The following is a 19,742-nucleotide window of genomic DNA, read 5'->3' as shown; positions in this document are numbered from 1 at the left end:
CAAGGTCCTGTACGCATTAGGCATATCGCCATGCATCGCGCGCGCTGTTGCGATGCAGCAAAGCATGTCGCAATGCAGCAAGACGCGCCTAAATAGGCTCCGACCTTCACCCTCGGAGCATCACCATGAACAAGAAGACTTTGTCGATCGCCGCCGCCATCCTGACCATCGTGGGCGGCACCGCCGCCGTCGCCGCCGAGCTGCCGACCTACGAGGCCAACGGCCTGCCGGTCTCTCCGCTGCAGGTGCGCGTGCTCGGGGCTGCGCATGTCGAGCAGCAGGTCGCCGCGCCCGCCACGGTCGCCTCGGTCCATCAAGCGAAGGTGCTCGGCCCCCGCAAGGTGACGACCGCGGACGTCACCACGGGCACGGCCCGCTAAGACTGAGGTCGCCTGAGGCAGATGGGACCTCGCGCAGAGCGAGATTTCACCGCCTCGGTGCGGCCACTGACATGATGACGCCGCATGCGCATTGCGCGTGCGGCAATCACGGCCCTGCGGCATCGTCGCTATGCCTGCGTGCCAGCCCTGCAAGCGCGTGGGTTGAGCGGTTCAGCGCGCCGACATATCGCTTGATCCATGGATCAGCGGGCGAGCGGCGCTGACGCTCTCACTCAGAAGAACGATGCAGCGCCGGCACTGCTCGGCGTGGTCTGCGGCCTTGCCGCGGCGCTGTTCTGGGCGCTCGGCTTTGCCGCCACGCGGCACGGCCTCAAGGTCGGCTTCACGCCGGTCGATCTCCTGGTGCATCGCTATGTCTGGTCGGGCATCGTGTTCCTGCCGCTGGTCGCGCGCGCGGGTATCTCCGATCTCTGCGGCATCGGCTGGAGCAGGGGCCTGGTGCTGATGGTGCTCGGCGGCCCCGTGATGTCGCTGATCTCCTACACCGGCTTCCTGTTCGTACCGCTCGGCCACGGCAGCGTGATCCAGCCCTCTTGCGCGACGCTGGGCGGCCTGCTGCTCGCGGCGGTGGTGCTGAAGGAGCGGATCTCCGCCTCGCGGCTTGCCGGCGCGATCGTCATCGTCGGCGGCCTCGGCGTGATCGGCGCGGAATCGATTGGCCATATCGGGACCGACGGCGTGCAGGGCGATCTGATCTTCGTGCTCACCGGATTCATGTTCGCCGGCTTCGGCGCTGCTCTGCGCCGATGGCGCGTCTCGGCCGTGTCGGCTGCGCTGGTGATCAACGTGCTGTCGCTGCTGCTGTTGCCGGTCTACGTCGCGACCGTCGGCCTTGCCCATGTCGCGGCAATCGGCGTGACCGAGAACGCCATCCAGGCGCTGGCGCAGGGCGTCCTCGCCGGCCCCGCCGCGCTCTATCTCTACGCCGTCTCGGTCCAGCGCCTCGGCGTTGCCCGCGCCGCGGTGTTTCCGGCCTGCGTGCCGGCGTTGACGCTGCTCATCGGCTGGCTGCTGCTCGGCGAGCCGCCGACGATGTTGCAGACGGCAGGGCTTGTGACGGTGCTGTGCGGGTTCTACCTGGCACAGCGGCAAAGCTAGCGGATCTCAAGCCTTCCGCACGAACTCCGATTTCAGATTCATCGCGCCGATGCCGTCGATCTTGCAGGCGATGTTGTGGCCGTCGCTGGCATCCTGCAGGCGGATGTTGCGCACCTTGGTGCCGCCTTTGACGACCGAGGACGAGCCCTTGATCTTGAGATCCTTGATCACGATGACGCTGTCACCGTCGGCGAGCACGTTGCCGTTGGCATCGCGCACGCCGGCATCCTGCGCCGTGTCCGCGGCCGCTTCCGCCGTGCCGCTCCATTCATGGCCGCATTCCGGGCAGACCCAGAGATCGCGGTCCTGATAGGCGTGCTCGGAGCTGCAGGCCGGGCATTTCATCGTGTCGGTCATGTCTGTCTCGTCTCAACGGTTCGTTCGCGGCGCGACCGTAGAGGCGGGAACCGGGAAAGCAAGGAAAAGCTGCGAACCGCGCGGGCAGGGCCTCGCCTGCCGGTGCAATGTCACCGAAACAGCGCGACGAAGATCACGTAGAGCCAACCCAGGATGCCGTGGATGATCGCCCACAGGATCGAATGGTTGTTGGTGTAGGAGATCGCGATGGCGAGCGCCGAGCCGAATCCCACGCCGTATTTCGCGCCCTCGACGCGGACGCCGTAGTAGCGGTTGCCGTTCATGGTGATGCCTCCTGAATCGTCGGATGAGCGCCGAGCCTATGCGGTCGCCGTGATCCTGGCGAGCGGCATGATCAATGAGCCAACGTCGCCCGCGCGGGGTTGAGCTGCGTCAACGGCATTGCGCGCGAGGGGCGTATCGTCTTGGCGAAATGACCACCGGAGGCCGCGCGATGGACGACACTCTCAGACAAAAAATCCAGGCTTTGCTGGACCAGCACCGCACGATGCGGATCGCAACCGTTCGCCCGGATGGCTGGCCGCAGGTGACGACCGTCGGCTACGCCAACGTAGGCTTCACCATCTACTTCCTCTGCGGCATCGACAGCCAGAAGGCGCAGAACCTGTCCCGGGACGACCGCGTCTCGCTGGCGATCGACGACGACCCGGCGGAAGTGATGGAGATCACCGGCCTGTCAATGGCGGCGCGGGCGGTGGCCGTGACCGACCCGGCGGAAGCCGAGAAGGCGATCGCGCTGCTGATGGCGCGCTATCCCGAGCAGAAGGCCCTGGGCCTGACGGTGCCGAAGCCATCCGAGGTGCGGCTGATCCGCCTCACGCCGACGGTGATCTCGCTGCTCGATTATTCCAAGGGATTTGGCCACACCGATCTCGTGACGTGCTGATGACGCGCGCGGTGGTCTGCGAAGACGGGCGGTCATCCGCTCCTCCCTTGACGCAGATCAACCCGGCCTTTCCCTGCAAACCTAGGCTCGATCGATGATTCAATCGCGGTGAGGTCAGGCCATGTCGCACACTGTTCGAATCTCCATCGGCATCGTCATCCTGATCGTCTTGTCGCTGCTGTTTCTCTTCAGCGTCGTCCACACCGCCGCAGGGGCCTCCAGGTCCGGCTCGCGCGCGATCGCGGAAGGACATCGCCTGGCGCGGGCCTGGTGCCAGACCTGTCACACCGTCGAACCGCACATGATCGGAGTGTTCGACGAGGCCCCGGGCTTCCAGGCCATCGCGGACCGGCACGGCACCACCGCGCTGTCGCTCAAGGTGTTCTTTAGGACCAGCCACCAGAACATGCCGAACCTCGTGATCTCGCCGGAGCAGGCCGACGCGCTTTCGGCGTATATCCTGAGCCTGAGGGGCGATTGAGGGCCCGGCCAGACGATAATTGCGAAAACAACCCCATGCACAGTAGACATCGCCATGGAATCGTTCGGGATTTGATTTGACTTCGGCGATACCGAATTTCGTTTGCGCGGTCGGGCAAAACAGGCGCATGATGTCACGGTGGAGTCCTCTCGACGTCCCGGCGTTCGGTGCGTAGCTTCCGCTGATCCGGAAACCTCGCCGACGAGCCCGCCATGACCTTCCTCCTCAACATCGACGTCCCGGACGTCGGGACAGCCACGACCTTCTACACCGAAGCCTTCGGCCTGACGGTCGGCCGCCGCTTCGGCGCCGACTTCGTCGAGCTCAACGGCTGGCCGGCGCCGGTGTATCTGCTGACCAAGCAGGCCGGCACGGTCGGCGCTGGCGGCGACCGCCGCCGTTACGAGCGGCATTGGACACCCGTGCATATCGACGTCGTCGTCGACGATGTCGACGCCGCCGTGGCGCGTGCGCTCAGTGCGGGTGCGATCCTGGAGGCGCCGGCGCGCGATGCGCCCTATGGCCGGATCGCGATGCTGGCCGATCCGTTCGGGCACGGGTTCTGTCTGCTGGCGTTCAGCGAGAAGGGGTATGACGCGTTGTTGGAGAGTTCGTAGTCCGCGATCGAGCTCGTAGCCCGGATGAGCGAAGCGACATCCGGGAAATACCTCGGCAGGATGAATCCCGGGTATCGCTGCGCTCACCCGGGCTACGGTCGCCAGCGGAAAGCGACGTCGAAAGCCGGAGCGACATGCCAAAGAAACTGAAGACCTATCAGACCTCGCTCGGCTTCTACGATCAGGCGATCGCCGCGCCCTCGATGAAGGCGGCGCTGCAGGCCTGGGGCGCCAGCTCCAATCTATTCCATCAGGGCGCCGCGAAGGAGACCGACGATCCCGATATCGTCGCGGCGACGATGGCGAAGCCGGGTGTCGTGCTGAGGCGGCCGGTCGGCTCGGACGGCCCGTTCACCGAGAGCGCGGAGCTGCCGACCGATCTCGGCGAAGGCGAGGGCAAGTCCGAGCGCAAGCCCAAGAGGAGGCCCAAGAGCAGGTCCAACGACAAGTCCAAGAACAAGCCCACGAAGCGTCCGGCCAGGACCGCAAAAGAGCCGTCCCGCAAGATCGACGATCAGGCCGCGCGCAAGGCCGCGGCGGCGTTCGAGAAGGAGGAACGGCGGCGCGAAGCCGAGCACCGCAAGGAGGAGGCTGCCCGCGCCAGGGAGCGCGCGCGCCGCGACAAGGCCGTCGCGACCGCGCAGGCGGCGCTCGACAAAGCGAGGCGGGAGCACGAAGCGCGCACCGAGGAGATCGAGGCGGAGCAGGCTGCGCTGGATGCGCGCGCCGAGGCCGAGCAGGGCCGCTGGGACAAGCAGCGGATGAAGCTGGAGCAGGCGCTACGCCGGGCGCGGGAGTAGCTTGCGCAAGGGCTGATCCGCCGTGCATCGTCTCGCTCCGGCGAGATCGCGGTTCCATCCCTATATGAGCTGAAGTCCCATATAGGTCTGCCATGCCTGAAATGCCGTCGAAATCTGCAAGTCCGAAATCCGCAAGTCCGATGATCGCCAGATCGCGCCGCGCGGCGCCGGTTCTGGTGTGCCGGAAGTGCCTCAAGCGCAGCGACGAGGGCCGCGACGTCAGGCGTGCGCTGAAGTCCGAACTGAAGGCGAGCAAGCGCGACGGCACCAAGCCGGCCAAGCTGGTCATGACCGGATGCTTTGGCCTTTGCCCGAAGAATTCGATCGTGCTCGCGAGCGGCGCCAGCCTGACGCGGCAGGAATATGTGCTGGTGGCGGATCGCGATCAGGTGCCGCGGGCGCTCGCGCTGTTGGACGGCGAGCGCGGCGAGTGACGCTCCCAGGCGCTGACGCGGAGCCGCTGCGATCGATTCGAGCAAGCGCCTCGTCCTTCGAGACGACCGCTTCGCGGTCTCCTCAGGATGAGGCTCTTCAGCACCTGTAGGAGGACGCTCGTCAGCATCGGTGCCCGCTGCCGCTGCGCACTCGCTCCTCATCCTGAGGGCCCGCCGAAGGCGGGCGTCTCGAAGGATGGCCGCAGGGAAAAGCTCTCATATGCGATAGCCTCTTTCGGCCGAGGCAGCCTGGATTGCTTCGCTTCGCTCGCAATGACGGAGGGGCTTTGCAAAGGGCCGGCATCGGTCATTCCTGCAAAGGTCGCGCGCAAATTCGCTTGCCTTGCCGCGCGTCCTTTTGCACTCTGGCGGCAGGAGACCAATGCAATGAAGAAACTGACTATCGCCTATGCGCTCGGAACGGCCCTGGTGCTGAGCGGCCTTGCAACATCGGCTGCCGAAGCAAAGCCGCGGAAGCAAGTGGTTCGTGCACCGCAGGAGAGGCTGATCGTTACGGCGCCGGTGCTGCGGCCGACGCCCTGGGATTACAACATCGTTCCGCGCTATCGCTATCGCCCTGAAGACGACAAGGTCGATCCCTACGGTCCGCCGCTGGTGCCGTCTTATGTTCAGTATGAGGGATGGCGCTGGCCGTATTGGTGGTAGAGCCGGCCACTCGCGTGGTCTCGTAGCCCGGATAAGCGAAGCGATATTCGGGGGCTTCGGCAACAGCAGTCCCGGATGTCGATTCGCTCATCCGGGCTACGCCTAACCGCCCTCATTCGCGGCTAGCCGCTGGAACTGCCGCTTCATCGCGTTGACCCTGGCGAGGTAGCCCGCGACGAGGTGATCGCCGCAGCGCTCGCTGGCGATCATCTGAAACTTGCGCCGCGCATAGGCGGCTCCGGGGCCTGCGCCGCAGAGATGGATGAAGGCGGCCAGATCCTGCTTCTGCTGCGCGCTCGCCTTCACATCGCCCGCGAGAGTGAGAACCATGGCCACCTGGCGGTCCAGATACACCGAGGCCAGCTCGGTGGCGTGGCTCGGGATCGCGCGGATGTAGAAGAACGTAGACCCGCAGCCGGTCTGCGTGACCGCATTGCCGCGAACACAGAACCGCGCGGCCTCCGCGAAGGCCGGGTCGGTCATCTGGAACAGGCCGACGGCGCTGGAGGCGGGCCGGTAGATCGCCAGCGGATTGAAGCTCCAGCGCCAGCGCCAATAGGTGCGCGCCACCGGATTGCCTGAGCTCTCCACCTGCGCCAGCGCGGCCAGCAATTCCGGCGTGATCGTCGCGGTGGAATAGGTGCGGAAGAGGGGCCCGTATCTCGCCGACGTCTCGGCCGGCTCCTTGTCGAGGGCGTGTCCGACGACGGCGAAGAGTTCGGTCGGCTTGCGAACGACGTGATAGGCGGTGTTCAGGAGTGCGACGGCTGCAAGCAGAATCGCCACGCTGCCTGCGATGCGAACCATTCGCGGCGCGCGTGCGAACCTCTTTCGCACCCACCGAGCGCCCCGCCGGATGCTGCGAAGGCTTGGCAGGAGGCTCTTGCTTTTCGTTGCCATGGCGTTGTGAGCGTGCAATTGCGGAAACTGTGGACTTGGTCGACGCTGTCTACGAACGTGAACCGAAACCGTAGATTCCGCATCTTGAGAGCGGCTCCAGGGCCATCCTTCGGCGCCCGTTTTGGGTAGCCTCCTCAGGACAAGCCCGTTCTAGAAGAAAACCCGCCGTCGCCGGCGGGTTTTTTGGCTCGTTGTGGAAGGGTATCGCTTCGCTTTGCCCCCGAAGCAACCCGCTCAGATGAGGAAGTCGGTCGGGTGCAGGCTCGCGGCCTGGACGCCGTCGAGCGTGATCGAATCGTTGGCCGAGAGATCGATCACGGCATCGCCGGCGGCATTGTCGCTGATCAGGCTCGACAGCGCCGTCCAGTCCGCAAACCCGTAGTCCTGCACATTGATCAGGTCGTGCTCGGTCGCGGTGCTGCCGACCGCCTTGTTGCCCTGGTCAAAGTCGGTGATCAGGTCGTTGCCGGAGCCGGTGTTGAAGACGAAGGTGTCGCTGTTCCCTCCGCCCGAAAGCTGGTCATCGCCGCCGCCGCCGTTGAGAATATCGCGGCCGCCGGTGATCGAGCCCGGCGTTGCGGGGGCATAGACCTTCGCATCGCCATACAGGAAATCACTGGTTGCCGTGCCGGTGAGAATATCGTTGCCGCCATGGGCATTGCCGGACATGGCCGGTGCATCGCCGTAGAGTGTCGGGTGCGTAAGTTGGAGGGTGTCGGGGCCATCGGCCTTGAGCGTTAGAATATCATCTCCTCCCTGGGCATTGTCGGTCAGTGAGGTCGCCGAATCTCCGTACGCAAACCCGCCGGTCATGACAATTTCGCTGCCGAAGGTGATGGTGATGTTGTCGTTGCCGCCATGCGCATCGCCGCCGATGGAGCCGATGGCATCGCCGCTGGCGTTCGCAGAGCCCTCCCTTGTGTTCACACTGATGTCGAGCGTGTCATTGCCGCCCTGCGCCGTGCCGCTCATGGAATCGCCGGCATCGCCGGCATAGACATTGTCGTAGCTTCGCCAGCCCACGGCACCGGTGATGGTGTCATTGCCACCATGCGAATTGCCCGACATGTCGCCGGCGACGTCGCCGAAGGCATGCACGTTGGTGTACAGCGAATCGGCCTCGACGCTGATCGTGTCGTTGCCGCCCCTGGCGTCGTCGATCATCGCCTGGGCATCGCCGACCACGAGGGCTTCGTTCCAGCCGTAGTTGAAATTGACCGTGAGCGTGTCGTTGCCGCCGTGGGACAGGCCATGCAGAGTCGTGTTGTCGTCGCCGAAGACCGTGATCTCTGCTTCGGGCTGGCTGATGGTCGCTGTGACGGTGTCGTTGCCGCCCCAGGCGTCCGTGGTGGTCGGGAAGTTCGGATCTCCGTTGACGGTTTCGATTTGACCAAACTGGTCGAGCTGGACGTCGATGGTGTCGTTCGGCAGATGCTGCATGGCGTAACTCCCATTTCATTGTCGGAAGCGGGCCTGACGCCTGCAGAATTTCTTGCAAGTCGCGTTGTTGACCACGCTTCAGGGAGAAATCTACCTTTGGTAGATGGCGGAGATTTGCAGGAATTCGGGAGAGACTTTGACTGCATGCGTGGAACCGCGGCGGCGATCATCGAGATCGCCTCCGCAAGTTTGCGCCTCCCATGAAGGTTTGATGATCTACCTGCGGCGCGCAACATAGGTGGAGTGAAGAAAACCCATCATTTTTCCTCGATCGGGTGATGATGGGTATCGTTTCGCTCCACCCTTCCTACGGGCGGTCACAGGAATTCCTGCTTGCCCGCATCTTCAGCCCGGCTTGCGTCCGCTGATCGCGTGCGCGCGGGCGCTGCAGGTGATGCCGCCGTCCACATCAGTGGGGAGATGTGCCCTCACGCGCTGCATGAGCGCGGTGATGTCGGCCGCCGCCATGGCCGCGATCACCGGTGCGATGGAGGGGGACTTCGTCTCCACGGTCCAGAACTCGTCGAAATCGCGGAACGTGCGCTGCACGGTGATGTCGCGGGTCTTGAGCTGCTGCAGCCCGGCCGCGCGCCAAAGGTCCTGAAGCGCAGCAAGGGTGGACACTTCCATATGCGGCGGACGCGTCGGCGACAGTCCCATCGCGTGCATCTCGTCGACGATCGGATCGAGCGGAAATCCGCCGCCCAGCATGTCCCACATGTAGGTCGCAACCAGGCCGCCGGGACGGACGACCCGCGCCAGTTCCGCGACACCTTTCGATGGATCCGGCACGAACACGAGAACCAGTGCCATCACCGCGACATCGAAACTCGCCGCCTCAAAAGGCAGTGCCATGGCGTCGCCGGTTTGAAACACGGCGCCGCGCGCACCGGGGCGCGTGCGGGCAAAGGCGAGCTGTCCCTCGGAGGGATCGATGCCCTGCACGTCGCTGGGGGCGCAGCGTGCCAGGATGAGCTCGGTGAAGGCGCCGCTGCCGCAGCCGACATCGATCCACCGCAGCCCTTGCGCCGGCCTAAGCCAGTCGAGAAAGACCTCGCCGACCGAACGGCTCCAGACTCCCATCATCTGCTCATAGGCGGCGCCGTCATCGAAGCGAAGCTCGGCCATGGAACGGTTCCCTCGGCGTTCATCAACAGGCAATGCGCGGGCAGCGAGGTTAACACATTGGTCATTTCTTTGCGGTCATTTTCACGACCTCAGTCAGCAAAGAGGCACCATGTCCGACATCACCATTCCCGGCGGCAAGATCCGTTCCTTCGTCGAGCGGATCGAGAACCTCGACAGCGAAATGCAGGAGTTGAGCGAACAGAAGAAGGAAGTCTTCGCGGAAGCCAAGGGCGAGGGTTTTGATGTGAAAATCCTCAAGGAGATCATCAAGCTCCGCAAGGAAGACAAGAACGAGCGCGACGAACGCGAAAGCCTGCTCGATCTCTACATGCGCGCGATGGAGACGGCCTCGCCGGAGCAGGCGAAGGCGGCGTGAGAGGATTGGCGTAATCGGGGAGGAGAGGTGGCCGTGGTCGAAGGATTGCGACTATCGCTTCGGCGCGACGAGGCGAGAGCGGCCTGGCCGATCGCCTCGGGCGGAACGACGAAAGGGCGGCTATGGGCCGCCCTTTCTGTTTGTCCGTGAGCCGTCGGACGGCGCTTAGCCCTCGATGATATAGACGATCTCGTGGGTGTGCGGACGAAGGATGACGTACCTGCCGTTGACCAGGATGAACTCGTATCCGCGCCACTGCGGATAGATTTCGACGATACGGCTCGGCAACGCATGATAACGGACGCTTGTCGGGACGACCGTGCCGATCGATACGTTGAAGTTCACGTTGGTGACTTCCTCGACCTTCTCCTGCTTGATGGCCGAAGTGATCTGGGTACGCTTTTCCGCCGGAGGCGCGGCGACTGCCGTGGTAGCGGCATTGCCGGTCGTCTTGCCTTCGGGCGCCGCAGACTTGCTATCGGCGGTCGGCGTCTTCAGGTCCTTCGATGTGGTGGCGGAATCGGTCGCCTTTGTCTTCCCATCGGCCTTCATCTCGCCAGTCGTCTTGCTGTCGGCGGTCGACTTGGTTTCGGAAGACGAATTCTTCACGTCCTTCGACGTGGTCGGCGGGGCCATTCCTTCCGCGGCCTTCGGCCTGCCATCGGCCTTTGCGTCACCGAGGTGCTTTGCATCGGGCGCGCCCTTTGCTGCGGGCGCATTCATCGGTGCCGCGCTGTCAGCTTTCGGCGAAACGGCGGTGGGGGATTCCGAACCCTTTGCTCCGCCTTGAGCCATCGCAAGACCGGTCGCTGCAAACAAGGCCGCGACGGCGACAGAAGCCATCAAAGTATGTTTCATCTGATTTTCCAATTCAATTTGAATATTGATGCCGACGAAGGTCAGCCATGGAGAGCAAACGGCCCCGACCAGCTGAAGTTCCATTTCTATTTCTGGTTTAATCAGGACCGATGCGTCGCTATCGGAAACGCCAGCAAAAGAGCTGGCCCCGGTTGTTTGGACAGCGCCCCGCTGGATTTAAGTGGATTCCTGCCGGGTTATGCTGAACGCGGGGCTTTACGGTTTTGTCGTTGCGTCGGGAGGGCGTAGCCCGACCAGAGCGACGACAAAACCGTCGGCGACGGTCATGCGGCCATCACCATAGCTTGCGTGCCGAAGTAAGCCTCGTCGGGCGTGCGCCCGTCAAGGCTCGAGTGAGGGCGTCCCTGATTGTAGAAGGCCAGATACTTGGCAATTGACGCTCGCGCCTCGGACACGCTGTCGTAGGCGCGGAGATATACTTCTTCGTATTTGACCGTGCGCCAGAGCCGCTCGACAAACACGTTGTCGCGCCAGGCGCCCTTGCCGTCCATGCTGATGGCGATCTTCGCGTCCAGCAGCACATCGGTGAACTCGAGGCTGGTGAACTGGCTGCCCTGATCCGTGTTGAAAATCTCGGGCCTGCCGTGCTTCGCCAACGCCTCCTGGACCGCTTCGACGCAGAAGGCCGCCTCCATTGTGATCGAGACGCGATGGGCCAGGACCCGTCGGCTGAACACATCGACGACCGCCGCGAGATAGACGAAGCCACGCCGCATCGGAATGTAGGTGATGTCCATTGCCCACGCATGGTCGGGCCGCTCGATCTTCAATCCGCGCAACAGGTACGGGTAGATCTTGTGACCCGGAGCCGGCTTGCTCGTGTTCGGGCGACGATAGACCGCCTCGATCCCCATGCGCTTCATCAGCGTCGCGATGTGGCGGCGACCGGCGTATACGCTCTCCCGCCGCAGCAACGATCGCAGCATACGCGCTCCCGCGAAGGGATAATCGAGATGCAGCTCATCGAGCCGACGCATCAAGGCAAGGTCCTCGGCCGAAACTGGCCGAGGTTCATAGTAGACCGTGCTGCGAGCCAGCTTCAGGACCTTCGCCTGGCGCACGATAGAAAGATCATGATCGCGGTCGATCATCGCTTTGCGCTCAGCAGGCCCGCCTTGGTGAGCGCGCCGGACAAAAAATCGTTTTCCAACGCCAGCTCGCCGATCTTGGCATGTAACGCCTTCAAATCGACCGGCGTCTCGGCCGATGTCTTGTCATGCCCAAACACGCCGGCGGCGCCTTCCAGGAGCTGGTTTTTCCAGATCGTGATCTGGTTCGGATGAACATCAAACAGTTGCGCCAGCTCCGCCAGTGTCTTGTCGCCTTTGACCGCAGCCAAAGCAACCTTCGCCTTGAATGCCGGAGAATGCGTCCGGCGGCTCTTCTTCGTCATCTTCGCTCCTGATTCGCAGCAAGAATCCTCGCCGCTGTCAGGCAGAAAATCCACTCAAGCTACTGTCCGAATTTGCGGGGCCAGCTCTCAAAACCGGAAAAACCGTGACGTTCGCGGTCTCGTTTCCGGCGCGGGCTTGGACGCAATCCACATATTCAAATATAAGTTGTGCGCGAGGAACCGTTGGCGCTTGCACCTGTTGAGCCGATGATCCGGTGCGCAGCGGGATCGAACTTTCGATCCTGAATCCCTGCAGCGATAAAAAATCCGTATTCGCCTTGCTGGGGCCGCTCAGGCACCACGCCTTTATCCTCGTGCGTACCAACCGGAAACTGTCCGGACGGCGCGATGCGTCAATGCGATTCAGATCGGCCGCAGACCGGCTTGCGCAGACCCATCGTCATTCAGACCAAACGATTGAGGTAGCAAAATGCACATGTCGAGCGAAAATCTTTTGGTCATCCTGTTTGTAGGTCTCGTCGCCGGCTGGCTTGCGGGCCAGATCGTCCGTGGCACCGGCTTTGGGATCGTCGGTGATATCATCGTCGGAATCCTCGGCGCGTTTGTTGGCAGCTGGTTGATGCCTCAGCTCGGCGTGCATCTTGGCAGCGGAATCATCAGCGCGATCGTCAACGCCACCATCGGCGCGGTGCTGCTGCTCCTCCTGGTCCGGCTGCTCCGCGGTGGCGGTGGATGGGGAAGCAGCTGGCGCGGGAGCTGGGGCCGGCGCTGGTGACCCATGCTGAAGCAGCGACATCGCGCGCCGGCAAGACGCGGGCGCGCGCGATGACCTGCGGAGCGGTGCCACCATGCTAGACTTTTCGAATGCATCATTTTCGCCTGAAACGATCGACGTCATGAAAGCTGCCCTGGAGACGGCGGTGGCGTCTCTGCCTGCCCCGGTCGGCTCCGCGCATGTTCAGGCGATCGCGGAATCGATACTCCGCACCGCGAAGGACGGCGAGCGAGACCCCATGGTCCTACAGCGCATGGCGTTAATGGAGCTTCAGATCTCGACGCGTTGTGATGCCGGTCCCCGAACTTGAGTGCTGGCACCAAGGGCGAGGGTTTTGGCGTGAAAATCCTGAAAGAGATCATCAAGCTGCGCAAGGAACGGAAGAACGAGCGCGACGAGCGCGAAAGCCTGCTTGACCTCTACATGCATGCGATGGAGACCGCATCGCCGGAGCAGGAGCTATGGCGGAATCTGGGTGATGACGGTGTGAGGAAGGCGGCGTATCGAGGCGGGTGACGAGCCTGCCAGAACCTCTCGAGGAGAGCGATACGCCATGACCGAGACTACCAATGTTCTTGCTTTCCGTCAGCCGTCCGCGGTTGATGATCCACTGACCGATATCGTTCGTGCCGGCGCGCGGGACCTGCTTGCCAGGGCGATCGAGATCGAGGTTGGCGCGTTTCTGGCCCCGCGGGTCACTTCAAATTCCTCCGGGTGTGGTCAGTCAAATTCCTCCACCCGCGAGGCAGGACAAGGGACTGTTAGTTTGAGTTTGTTTCCCGGGCAAGAGCTTCAGCGGCTTCTTTGAGCCGATAGCTGCGTCCGTCGAACTCAAGCAGATGGCAATGATGCATAAGGCGATCGAGGATCGTCGTGCTCATAGTGTTGTCCCCAAGGTATGCCCCCCAATCCTGCACGACGCGATTGGAGGTGACGATGACGCTGCGGCGCAGTTTGTAACGCTGATGGATCAGGGTCTGCAGCAAAGTGCCGGCGTCGTCGGGGATGGCGCGTGCGAGGAATAGATCGTCCAGCACGAGGAGATCGCAGTCGATGATGGTTCGCAGCCGGACCTCGCGTTGTGCCGGAGAGTTCAGGGCGTAGCGGTGGAAGAAGTCGTCGGTCTCAAGATACTGGACCTTGTGGCTTTGCAGGATCGCCTGATAGGCAATCGCCTTGGCGATGTGCGACTTCCCGGTGCCAGGTTTGCCAACAAGCAGAGCGTTCTCGCCAGCGGCAATGAACGCCAGGGTGTGGAGCTGGAAGCAGGTCTGACGTGGCAGTTTGGGATTGAAGGACCAGTCGAACTCGGCGAGCGTCAGCTTTTCGTCGAGCCCGGATTGCTGGTATCGCCGCTCGATAAGACGGGACTGACGACGGTCCAGTTCATCCTGCAGGATAAGGGAGAAGGTCTCGAGGAAGGGCTGGTTGGCGCCCTGCGCCTGGAGCACGCGCGTCTGCAGCGTGTCGCGGACACCCGACAGGCGCAGCTGTCGTAGGCAACGCTCAATTTCCGGCATGGTCATCATGTGGCTAGGTCTCCAGTTTAAGGTGAGAAGGTGCAGCGGGAGCGCTCGTGGCGCCGGAGTTGGCCGGGGTTGCGCAGGCGACACGAGCGCGGATTGCCGTGGCGTGATCGTCGTGAGCCTCGGCCTGCCGACCATTGTCGTCGGCGTCGCGCCGCACAGCGCGGCTGAAGAGGTCGCCGTATTCCGCGGGGGTACGGATCAGCGGATGATCCTGGGTGAGCGGCGATGCCGGCTGTGGCGTCACTCCAACCTGCTCGATCGCCTGTTCGAACAACCGCTCGACGGTCGCACGCACGTGCTTGTAGCGGTAGATGCGGTTGTCGATGGCGTGCGCGCAGGCCTGCTCGACCAGCCGCGCCGGATACTTCCGGCCCAGCCCGACAATGCCCCACATCGCGCGCTGTCCGGGGCGCCCTTCGGTGTCGAACACCTGCTGGCACAAGGCCCTGGTCTGCGGTCCGATGCGCTCGGCGCTCGCCAGCAGCACGGCGGTTTGCCGCGACGGGTTGAACGGCCGTTCGCTGGTCGGCAGGACGACAGAACCGGGGTGCGCCATCCGGGAATGAACACGCAGCAGCGCACGGGTGTGGCGATCACGGATCTCGATCGTGGTGGTGTAGATGCGCACGACGACCTGGCTGCCGATCGGCGCGGGCCGCGCGGCGTAATAGCTGTTGTCGACGCGTACGGTGGTGTCGTCGCAGACAGTCCGGACGACTTCGGTGAAGATGCGGAAGGGAGCGACAGGCAGCGGCCGCAGGTGCGGCTTCTCTTCCTGGAACATCGCCTCGACCTGACGGCGCGTGCTGCCGTGGATGCGTTTGGAAGCCCAGTTCTCCTCCCAGTGCCTCAAGAACTCGTTTTGCGCCTCCAGCGTCTCGAAGCGCCGTCCGGCCAGCGCAGTGCCCTGGGTATGTTGAATCGCATTCTCGACGCATCCTTTCCGATTTGGATCGGCCACGCGCGCGGGATCGGCGACCACGGCGTAATGAGCCAGCATCGCGCTGTAAATCGGGTTGAGCTGGGGCTCGTACAAATCCGGCTTGAGGACGCCTTCCTTCAGGTTGTCGAGCACGACATAGCTGGGGACCCCGCCAAAATACCGGAACGCCTCTTCGTGGAGCTGCGCCCAGACTTGTTGGCTGGACTTCCAGACTACCCGCCGGAAGCTGCGCCGCGAGTAGCGTAGCGTCATCACGAACAGGCGGGGACGACGGTACCGCCCGCTCTTCGGATCAACCGTCGGCGCGCCCTCGCCATAGTCGACCTGAGCTTCCTCGCCGGGGAGGAACTCAAGACGATCAAACTGCTCAGGATCAGCGTGCCGCAACCGGCGCACAAACCGCTTGACACTCTGGTAGCTGGACGGAAAGCCAAATTGATCAACCAGGTCCTGGTAAATCGCCTGCGCGTTCCGCTTCAGCCGGACCTGTTCTTCGATCCACGTCCGATGCGCTTCGCAAGCCGAACGGGCCAGGCTGCTGGTGACCGTCGCTTCCGATGTCCCAAAAGCCGGTGGTCGGGGTGGAGGAATTTGGCCGTCCGCGCTCACCGAGCCGGTGGTCACTTCCCCGGGGGAATTTGCCTCCGCACCGGCCCGCAGCGCCTGATAACGCCGGATCGTCTTGCGATCGACACCCGTCAGCCGGTGAATCTCGCGCTGGCTGGTGTTGCGATCAAGTAATGTAAGTACGGTGCTTTGCAGATGTCGCTTCAAGACGTTCAACTCCCCGGCCCCTTGCTGGCTAAAGGGGTCGAACATAAACGTCCTGCCTGACCGGCTACTGCTGTTCAGCGGCGCTGACGGCGATCATCAGGTGGGGGAGTTTCAAGTGACCATACCCGGGGGATTTTGACCGACCCACGGGGTTTCTGGCCAGCACGGCCAATCTGACGCTGCCCGACGGTCGAGCGCGCCTGGTCCGACATGGGCACGGTCCGGTGCGCGAGATTGCGACCGGCATCGGTCCGGTGGAGGTCGCTCGTCCCAAGGTCCGCGACCGCGGAGCGAGCGGGCCAGGCGACCGCCTCCGCTTCAGTTCGGCAATCCTGCCGCTATGGGCGCGGCGGACGAAGAGCCTGGATGCCTTGATCCCGGTCCTCTATTTGCGCGGCATCTCGACCGGCGACTTCCAGGAGGCGCTCTCGGCGCTGCTCGGCAAGGATGCGCCGAACCTGTCGCCTTCGGTGATCGCCGGCCTGAAGGCCGATTGGCAGGTCGAGTACGAACGCTGGCAGAGACGCGATCTGTCGGCGCGTCGCTATGTCTACATCTGGGCCGATGGCGTGTACCTGCAGGCCCGCATGGAAGATCACAGCGAATGCATGCTGGTGCTGATTGGCACCACGCCGGAAGGCAAGAAGGAGCTGATCGGCTTCCAGGTCGGCGTGCGCGAGAGCGCGCAGAGCTGGCGCGAACTCCTGATCGACCTGCGGCAACGCGGGTTACGGATTGCCCCGCAACTCGCCATCGGCGACGGCGCCCTCGGCTTCTGGAAGGCACTGGACGAGGCCTTTCCCGGCACGCGGCACCAACGATGCTGGTGCCATAAAGTGAGCAACGTACTCGACAAGGTCGCCAAATCCGTGCAGGGCCCCATGAAGAACGACCTGCGGAACATCTATCTGGCCCCACACCGGGCCGAAGCTGAAACCGCGATCGACGTCTTCGTCGAGAAATACCACGTCAAATACGGACGTGCGGTGGAGTGCCTGATCAAGGATCGCCATGCGCTGCTCGCCTTCTTCGACTTCCCTGCTGAGCACTGGATCCACCTACGCAGCTCGAACCCGATCGAGAGCGTCTTCGCCACGGTGCGCCACCGAACGGTGCGGACCAAGGGATCGCTGTCGCAACAAACTGCGAAGCTGATGGTGTTCAAGCTCATCGACGCCGCATCGAAGACCTGGCGGCGATTGAAGAGCACGAACCAGTTGCCGAAAGTCATCGCCGGTGTAAAGTTCATCGACGGAATCGAAGTCATTCCGAACACTGAAAGCCACGCCGCCTGATCAGGCCGCGTCACCCAAAATCAGCCATAGCTCCCGGAGCAGGCGAAAGCGGCTTGAGAGGATTGGCGTAATCGGGGAGGAGAGGTGGCCGCGGTCGAAGGATTGCGGCTACCGTTCGGGCGCGAGGCCTGATGGGATATCGTTTTTCGTTCCACGCCGCGGGCTATGGTCCAATGGGGCGTGGCTGATTCGCCGTAGTCCAGCCCGGAGGAAGTGGCTCACTGTAGCCGTCGGCTCTCGAGTAGGCGGTGCCGGAGACGAATTGCCCGGTCGCGCCCTTGAAGCCGAGGATGTACCAGACCTCGATGAGATACCCTCCGGTTCGGTCGCGATCCTCTGTCGCGAGCCAGGAGACGCGGCTGACCGCTTTCCCAATGTGACGGGAGACCTCTCGCGCCTGAACGGGGCCGTCTGGTTGCGCGAGAACGGCGTCAATGACTCCATTAACGGCGTCTGTTGCTTTCATGCGGTCTTCCGGTGTCTCGGCGCCGGTGTAACCCAGGGGCGGAAAGTGATGAGGCTGGAATTTGTTTTCCGCTCGCAGCCGTTCCAGAACGGTGCGCTTCTCGGGTGTGAGCTGCACCACCTCGTTCGAAGGCTCGGGAAAGGGCTGCGCGTATTTCCAGTACAGCATACCTGCGAATGCGAGGCCGCAGACGGCGAGAGCGCCGACGTAGAGGAGGAATTTCATTGACCCGGGTTGGTGGTTTCAAGGGACGATAGGTCGGGCAGTGAGTTGCGCTGCGCTCTACCCATCCTATGGGCTCCAGGCGCCAAATACTGAATCTCCTTAAACACCTGAGTCTCGACGCCGGAAACCTCTACCGTCTGACTCAGTAGTGCCGAGCCACCCTACGTGCTGTATCTCTTTCCACGGCATCCGTCGGATCAATTTCGAGCCTTTATCCTTGCGACCGCGGCAGCTCCGGCAGTCGCATCGAGCGAGTAGAACATGTAGGGCGTGTTATGCCTGTTGCGGCAGGCGACAGGCCGTCCGGTTACGCCCATCGACGCGATATTGAACGTGTCCATGTTGGTATTCACGATCGGCCCCATTTCAAAGTAGTAGGACATGCCGGGCTGCACGCGTATCTCGGCCTCGCACCCCACTGAATCCATCGCCCCAACGACGGTGATCGTGTGTGACCCCGCCGGCCGATCCACGAGGATGTATGTGGCAACGGCGAGCTCGCCCACCACTTTGCCATCGACCCTGATGTCCGGTTTGCCAAGCCGGCTCAAAATGCTGGGGTGCCGGATGAAGTAGATGTGGCCCTGCCGTGCGTCCGATGTCTGGTTTTGAGCATCGAGGGCGGAGGTCTCTGCTGCGTAGGCTTGCAGCAACAGAACCGTGCTCAATGCAAAAATCGATTTGAGAAACGTATAGTACAACCGAGTGGCCCACGCAGGCCAACCCCATTCACGTATCATCACCCCAGCGCCCCGAACCAGTTCTTGCAAGCATGGGTTGAGAGCCTACCAATCATTTCCGCGCGCGGAAAGACTGAAATATGTTTGGAGGATTTGGCGGCCGGCATCGAAATTCTGACGCCGACAATCAATAGCGGCCGCCGCTGCCCTTTTGCTGCGTAATCCAGTCCGACAATGATTTCGGTTTCGATTTCGCAGTCCGGCCCGGCGATGCCTTCGGATTGTCGCGTACGCCTTTGGTCGGACGGAAGCGCTGCGCTTCCGTTGCGCCAGCGCCCTTCAAGGCAGCCGTCGATGCCTCTGCGGCTTCCTTCTCCAGGCGCAACTGTTTCAATCGCGCCATCTTGATGCGCTCTGCCTCGACTTCAGGTCGCTCGGCTAGCTGCGGCTTGTGCTGAGCAATCTCCGCCGGGACCAGGACGCCGAGAATGGTCGTCTCGCCGAGCGCCTTGCAGGCTTCGAGTCGATGCAGTCCCTCGACCAGAACGAGGCGGTCTCCGTCGAGCCGAACGAAAATGGGGGCCTGTTGCCCGATGTCCAGGATGCTTTCAGCGATCTGCGCGACGATCTCGGGCTTGATGGTTTTCTTCTGCTTTGTTGGAACGAAGATCTTCTCGATCGGGAAGCTTTCCGGTGTGGGCATAACTCGACTCCGCTTCTACCGGGCCCGTCGGAACCCATGCCGGTTGGGGGTGGGAGTTTAGGAGGGAAGGGCTCGACCGCAAAGGCAATTCGGCAGCAGGGTATTGATGAGCATCGATGCCGGAACCAATCTGGAATTGCTGTGATAGTGCACTCAATTGCCGCCGCGCATCGTGTCGGCGAGAGACGCCCATGCAATCGCGGACAACATTGTCTAAGAGGTTGAGGCTCTCACGGTAGTCAACGGAAAGTTCTGGAGTTGCACTGCCAGCAGCAAATATTGCCTCATGACTTAGCGTCCGCGAGTTGACGTTGCTTCTACCGAAGTAATTCAAGAGCTTCTCGAAAATGTTCCGCGCCATCGTTGTACCGGTAGCTTGTAGTATGGGTAGAGCAAAGCGAACCCCATCGACGCTGAGCCTGACAGCGCACCTAATTGACGGCTTCCATCAGGCGCGAGCTGAAGCCACGGATCTCCGATAGGAGAGAGTGCAGCGCGCAGTCACTGTAACCGC

The 19,742-nt window shown here is 62.8% G+C and carries 23 protein-coding genes and 3 pseudogenes; 14 read left to right on the top strand and 12 right to left on the bottom strand.

Annotated features, from left to right (window positions below; all coding sequences use genetic code 11):
• Positions 1 to 125: 125 nt before the first annotated feature.
• Entirely contained in the window at positions 126 to 380 is a 255-nt protein-coding gene (locus tag ABIF91_RS38880) for a hypothetical protein (RefSeq protein ID WP_028179782.1), read from the top strand.
• A 198-nt stretch (positions 381 to 578) separates the two neighbouring features.
• Complete coding sequence (locus ABIF91_RS38875; RefSeq protein WP_028179781.1) at positions 579 to 1,499, top strand: DMT family transporter; 921 nt, start codon at positions 579 to 581, stop codon at positions 1,497 to 1,499.
• Positions 1,500 to 1,505: 6 nt separating this feature from the next.
• On the opposite strand, the gene ABIF91_RS38870 is transcribed toward ABIF91_RS38875, so the two are convergent.
• Positions 1,506 to 1,856, bottom strand: coding sequence for a zinc ribbon domain-containing protein YjdM (locus ABIF91_RS38870; RefSeq protein ID WP_028179780.1), 351 nt, complete (start codon positions 1,854 to 1,856; stop codon positions 1,506 to 1,508).
• A gap of 110 nt (positions 1,857 to 1,966) precedes the next feature.
• A complete protein-coding gene (locus ABIF91_RS38865; protein ID WP_018644642.1) occupies positions 1,967 to 2,140 on the bottom strand; it encodes a hypothetical protein in 174 nt (57 codons plus the stop codon).
• Positions 2,141 to 2,310: 170 nt separating this feature from the next.
• On the opposite strand from ABIF91_RS38865, the gene ABIF91_RS38860 reads away from it, so the two are divergent.
• The 6 genes from ABIF91_RS38860 to ABIF91_RS38835 all read left to right on the top strand — a co-directional run bounded on the left by ABIF91_RS38860 (position 2,311) and on the right by ABIF91_RS38835 (position 5,761).
• A complete protein-coding gene (locus ABIF91_RS38860; RefSeq protein ID WP_028179779.1) occupies positions 2,311 to 2,763 on the top strand; it encodes a pyridoxamine 5'-phosphate oxidase family protein in 453 nt (150 codons plus the stop codon).
• 121 nt (positions 2,764 to 2,884) lie between these two features.
• The gene (locus ABIF91_RS38855) at positions 2,885 to 3,244 is read left to right on the top strand and encodes a c-type cytochrome (RefSeq protein ID WP_028179778.1); all 360 of its coding nucleotides are present in this window, start codon (positions 2,885 to 2,887) and stop codon (positions 3,242 to 3,244) included.
• A gap of 212 nt (positions 3,245 to 3,456) precedes the next feature.
• Complete coding sequence (locus ABIF91_RS38850; RefSeq protein ID WP_028179777.1) at positions 3,457 to 3,861, top strand: VOC family protein; 405 nt, start codon at positions 3,457 to 3,459, stop codon at positions 3,859 to 3,861.
• A 134-nt stretch (positions 3,862 to 3,995) separates the two neighbouring features.
• Positions 3,996 to 4,661: a hypothetical protein gene (locus ABIF91_RS38845; protein ID WP_028179776.1), complete on the top strand. Its 666-nt coding sequence runs from the start codon at positions 3,996 to 3,998 to the stop codon at positions 4,659 to 4,661.
• 140 nt (positions 4,662 to 4,801) lie between these two features.
• Positions 4,802 to 5,095 carry a hypothetical protein gene (locus ABIF91_RS38840; protein WP_244430142.1) on the top strand — a complete coding sequence of 98 codons (294 nt, stop codon included), beginning with the start codon at positions 4,802 to 4,804 and terminating at the stop codon, positions 5,093 to 5,095.
• Positions 5,096 to 5,482: 387 nt separating this feature from the next.
• Complete coding sequence (locus tag ABIF91_RS38835) at positions 5,483 to 5,761, top strand: hypothetical protein (RefSeq protein WP_028179774.1); 279 nt, start codon at positions 5,483 to 5,485, stop codon at positions 5,759 to 5,761.
• A 102-nt stretch (positions 5,762 to 5,863) separates the two neighbouring features.
• Here the strand turns inward: ABIF91_RS38835 and ABIF91_RS38830 are convergent, their stop codons facing one another.
• From ABIF91_RS38830 to ABIF91_RS38820, 3 genes are all read right to left on the bottom strand, one after another.
• The gene (locus ABIF91_RS38830) at positions 5,864 to 6,661 is read right to left on the bottom strand and encodes a transglycosylase SLT domain-containing protein (RefSeq protein ID WP_424579724.1); all 798 of its coding nucleotides are present in this window, start codon (positions 6,659 to 6,661) and stop codon (positions 5,864 to 5,866) included.
• A gap of 234 nt (positions 6,662 to 6,895) precedes the next feature.
• The gene (locus ABIF91_RS38825; RefSeq protein ID WP_424579723.1) at positions 6,896 to 8,101 is read right to left on the bottom strand and encodes a calcium-binding protein; all 1,206 of its coding nucleotides are present in this window, start codon (positions 8,099 to 8,101) and stop codon (positions 6,896 to 6,898) included.
• A 345-nt stretch (positions 8,102 to 8,446) separates the two neighbouring features.
• Positions 8,447 to 9,229 carry a class I SAM-dependent methyltransferase gene (locus tag ABIF91_RS38820; protein ID WP_035680068.1) on the bottom strand — a complete coding sequence of 261 codons (783 nt, stop codon included), beginning with the start codon at positions 9,227 to 9,229 and terminating at the stop codon, positions 8,447 to 8,449.
• Positions 9,230 to 9,338: 109 nt separating this feature from the next.
• On the opposite strand from ABIF91_RS38820, the gene ABIF91_RS38815 reads away from it, so the two are divergent.
• Positions 9,339 to 9,605, top strand: a complete 267-nt coding sequence (locus tag ABIF91_RS38815) for a DUF2312 domain-containing protein (RefSeq protein ID WP_025575662.1) — start codon at positions 9,339 to 9,341, stop codon at positions 9,603 to 9,605.
• A 165-nt stretch (positions 9,606 to 9,770) separates the two neighbouring features.
• On the opposite strand, the gene ABIF91_RS38810 is transcribed toward ABIF91_RS38815, so the two are convergent.
• Entirely contained in the window at positions 9,771 to 10,547 is a 777-nt protein-coding gene (locus ABIF91_RS38810) for a DUF1236 domain-containing protein (protein ID WP_244430144.1), read from the bottom strand.
• A gap of 200 nt (positions 10,548 to 10,747) precedes the next feature.
• Positions 10,748 to 11,877, bottom strand: a protein-coding gene (locus ABIF91_RS38805) for an IS3-like element ISRj2 family transposase (protein ID WP_424579852.1) whose coding sequence is annotated in 2 segments (ribosomal slippage) — positions 10,748 to 11,625 and positions 11,625 to 11,877 — 1,131 coding nt in all. Because the reading frame shifts where the segments join, the coding sequence is not laid out codon by codon here.
• A gap of 430 nt (positions 11,878 to 12,307) precedes the next feature.
• On the opposite strand from ABIF91_RS38805, the gene ABIF91_RS38800 reads away from it, so the two are divergent.
• The 4 genes and pseudogenes from ABIF91_RS38800 to ABIF91_RS38785 form a co-directional block, all read left to right on the top strand.
• Positions 12,308 to 12,613 (top strand): GlsB/YeaQ/YmgE family stress response membrane protein, encoded by a 306-nt coding sequence (locus tag ABIF91_RS38800; RefSeq protein WP_028182446.1) that lies wholly within the window; start codon positions 12,308 to 12,310, stop codon positions 12,611 to 12,613.
• A gap of 73 nt (positions 12,614 to 12,686) precedes the next feature.
• Positions 12,687 to 12,923: a hypothetical protein gene (locus ABIF91_RS38795; RefSeq protein ID WP_028182447.1), complete on the top strand. Its 237-nt coding sequence runs from the start codon at positions 12,687 to 12,689 to the stop codon at positions 12,921 to 12,923.
• A gap of 2 nt (positions 12,924 to 12,925) precedes the next feature.
• Positions 12,926 to 13,129 (top strand): annotated as a pseudogene (locus ABIF91_RS38790) (GapR family DNA-binding domain-containing protein); the annotation flags it as partial.
• Positions 13,130 to 13,166: 37 nt separating this feature from the next.
• Positions 13,167 to 13,301: pseudogene (locus tag ABIF91_RS38785) on the top strand (IS256 family transposase); the annotation flags it as partial.
• A gap of 73 nt (positions 13,302 to 13,374) precedes the next feature.
• On the opposite strand, the gene istB reads toward ABIF91_RS38785, so the two are convergent.
• Both istB and istA read right to left on the bottom strand, forming a co-directional pair.
• Positions 13,375 to 14,142, bottom strand: a complete 768-nt coding sequence (istB, locus tag ABIF91_RS38780) for an IS21-like element IS1631 family helper ATPase IstB (RefSeq protein WP_038952109.1) — start codon at positions 14,140 to 14,142, stop codon at positions 13,375 to 13,377.
• A 4-nt stretch (positions 14,143 to 14,146) separates the two neighbouring features.
• Entirely contained in the window at positions 14,147 to 15,904 is a 1,758-nt protein-coding gene (istA, locus tag ABIF91_RS38775; protein ID WP_100214066.1) for an IS21-like element IS1631 family transposase, read from the bottom strand.
• A gap of 128 nt (positions 15,905 to 16,032) precedes the next feature.
• On the opposite strand from istA, the pseudogene ABIF91_RS38770 reads away from it, so the two are divergent.
• Positions 16,033 to 17,154, top strand: a pseudogene (locus ABIF91_RS38770) (IS256 family transposase); the annotation flags it as partial.
• A 163-nt stretch (positions 17,155 to 17,317) separates the two neighbouring features.
• Here the strand turns inward: ABIF91_RS38770 and ABIF91_RS38765 are convergent.
• The 3 genes from ABIF91_RS38765 to ABIF91_RS38755 all read right to left on the bottom strand — a co-directional run bounded on the left by ABIF91_RS38765 (position 17,318) and on the right by ABIF91_RS38755 (position 19,228).
• Complete coding sequence (locus tag ABIF91_RS38765; RefSeq protein ID WP_035679044.1) at positions 17,318 to 17,845, bottom strand: DUF4844 domain-containing protein; 528 nt, start codon at positions 17,843 to 17,845, stop codon at positions 17,318 to 17,320.
• A 197-nt stretch (positions 17,846 to 18,042) separates the two neighbouring features.
• Positions 18,043 to 18,546 carry a DUF2846 domain-containing protein gene (locus ABIF91_RS38760; protein ID WP_424579722.1) on the bottom strand — a complete coding sequence of 168 codons (504 nt, stop codon included), beginning with the start codon at positions 18,544 to 18,546 and terminating at the stop codon, positions 18,043 to 18,045.
• A gap of 166 nt (positions 18,547 to 18,712) precedes the next feature.
• Positions 18,713 to 19,228 (bottom strand): ParB N-terminal domain-containing protein, encoded by a 516-nt coding sequence (locus tag ABIF91_RS38755; RefSeq protein WP_028182426.1) that lies wholly within the window; start codon positions 19,226 to 19,228, stop codon positions 18,713 to 18,715.
• Positions 19,229 to 19,742: the final 514 nt, after the last annotated feature.

This window comes from Bradyrhizobium sp. USDA 241, from assembly GCF_049739505.1.
In the GTDB taxonomy this organism is placed as follows: Bacteria; Pseudomonadota; Alphaproteobacteria; order Rhizobiales; family Xanthobacteraceae; genus Bradyrhizobium; species Bradyrhizobium liaoningense.
This window is presented reverse-complemented; position numbering and strand designations above follow the sequence as displayed.

Excerpts from the sequence above, each read along its gene's own strand:
- ABIF91_RS38880 (WP_028179782.1), top strand. The coding sequence starts at position 126 with ATGAACAAGAAGACTTTGTCGATCGCCGCCGCCATCCTGACCATCGTG.
- ABIF91_RS38875 (WP_028179781.1), top strand. The coding sequence starts at position 579 with ATGGATCAGCGGGCGAGCGGCGCTGACGCTCTCACTCAGAAGAACGAT.
- ABIF91_RS38870 (WP_028179780.1), bottom strand. The coding sequence starts at position 1,856 with ATGACCGACACGATGAAATGCCCGGCCTGCAGCTCCGAGCACGCCTAT.
- ABIF91_RS38865 (WP_018644642.1), bottom strand. The coding sequence starts at position 2,140 with ATGAACGGCAACCGCTACTACGGCGTCCGCGTCGAGGGCGCGAAATAC.
- ABIF91_RS38860 (WP_028179779.1), top strand. The coding sequence starts at position 2,311 with ATGGACGACACTCTCAGACAAAAAATCCAGGCTTTGCTGGACCAGCAC.
- ABIF91_RS38855 (WP_028179778.1), top strand. The coding sequence starts at position 2,885 with ATGTCGCACACTGTTCGAATCTCCATCGGCATCGTCATCCTGATCGTC.
- ABIF91_RS38850 (WP_028179777.1), top strand. The coding sequence starts at position 3,457 with ATGACCTTCCTCCTCAACATCGACGTCCCGGACGTCGGGACAGCCACG.
- ABIF91_RS38845 (WP_028179776.1), top strand. The coding sequence starts at position 3,996 with ATGCCAAAGAAACTGAAGACCTATCAGACCTCGCTCGGCTTCTACGAT.
- ABIF91_RS38840 (WP_244430142.1), top strand. The coding sequence starts at position 4,802 with ATGATCGCCAGATCGCGCCGCGCGGCGCCGGTTCTGGTGTGCCGGAAG.
- ABIF91_RS38835 (WP_028179774.1), top strand. The coding sequence starts at position 5,483 with ATGAAGAAACTGACTATCGCCTATGCGCTCGGAACGGCCCTGGTGCTG.
- ABIF91_RS38830 (WP_424579724.1), bottom strand. The coding sequence starts at position 6,661 with ATGGCAACGAAAAGCAAGAGCCTCCTGCCAAGCCTTCGCAGCATCCGG.
- ABIF91_RS38825 (WP_424579723.1), bottom strand. The coding sequence starts at position 8,101 with ATGCAGCATCTGCCGAACGACACCATCGACGTCCAGCTCGACCAGTTT.
- ABIF91_RS38820 (WP_035680068.1), bottom strand. The coding sequence starts at position 9,229 with ATGGCCGAGCTTCGCTTCGATGACGGCGCCGCCTATGAGCAGATGATG.
- ABIF91_RS38815 (WP_025575662.1), top strand. The coding sequence starts at position 9,339 with ATGTCCGACATCACCATTCCCGGCGGCAAGATCCGTTCCTTCGTCGAG.
- ABIF91_RS38810 (WP_244430144.1), bottom strand. The coding sequence starts at position 10,547 with ATGGAACTTCAGCTGGTCGGGGCCGTTTGCTCTCCATGGCTGACCTTC.
- ABIF91_RS38800 (WP_028182446.1), top strand. The coding sequence starts at position 12,308 with ATGCACATGTCGAGCGAAAATCTTTTGGTCATCCTGTTTGTAGGTCTC.
- ABIF91_RS38795 (WP_028182447.1), top strand. The coding sequence starts at position 12,687 with ATGCTAGACTTTTCGAATGCATCATTTTCGCCTGAAACGATCGACGTC.
- istB (WP_038952109.1), bottom strand. The coding sequence starts at position 14,142 with ATGATGACCATGCCGGAAATTGAGCGTTGCCTACGACAGCTGCGCCTG.
- istA (WP_100214066.1), bottom strand. The coding sequence starts at position 15,904 with ATGTTCGACCCCTTTAGCCAGCAAGGGGCCGGGGAGTTGAACGTCTTG.
- ABIF91_RS38765 (WP_035679044.1), bottom strand. The coding sequence starts at position 17,845 with ATGAAATTCCTCCTCTACGTCGGCGCTCTCGCCGTCTGCGGCCTCGCA.
- ABIF91_RS38755 (WP_028182426.1), bottom strand. The coding sequence starts at position 19,228 with ATGCCCACACCGGAAAGCTTCCCGATCGAGAAGATCTTCGTTCCAACA.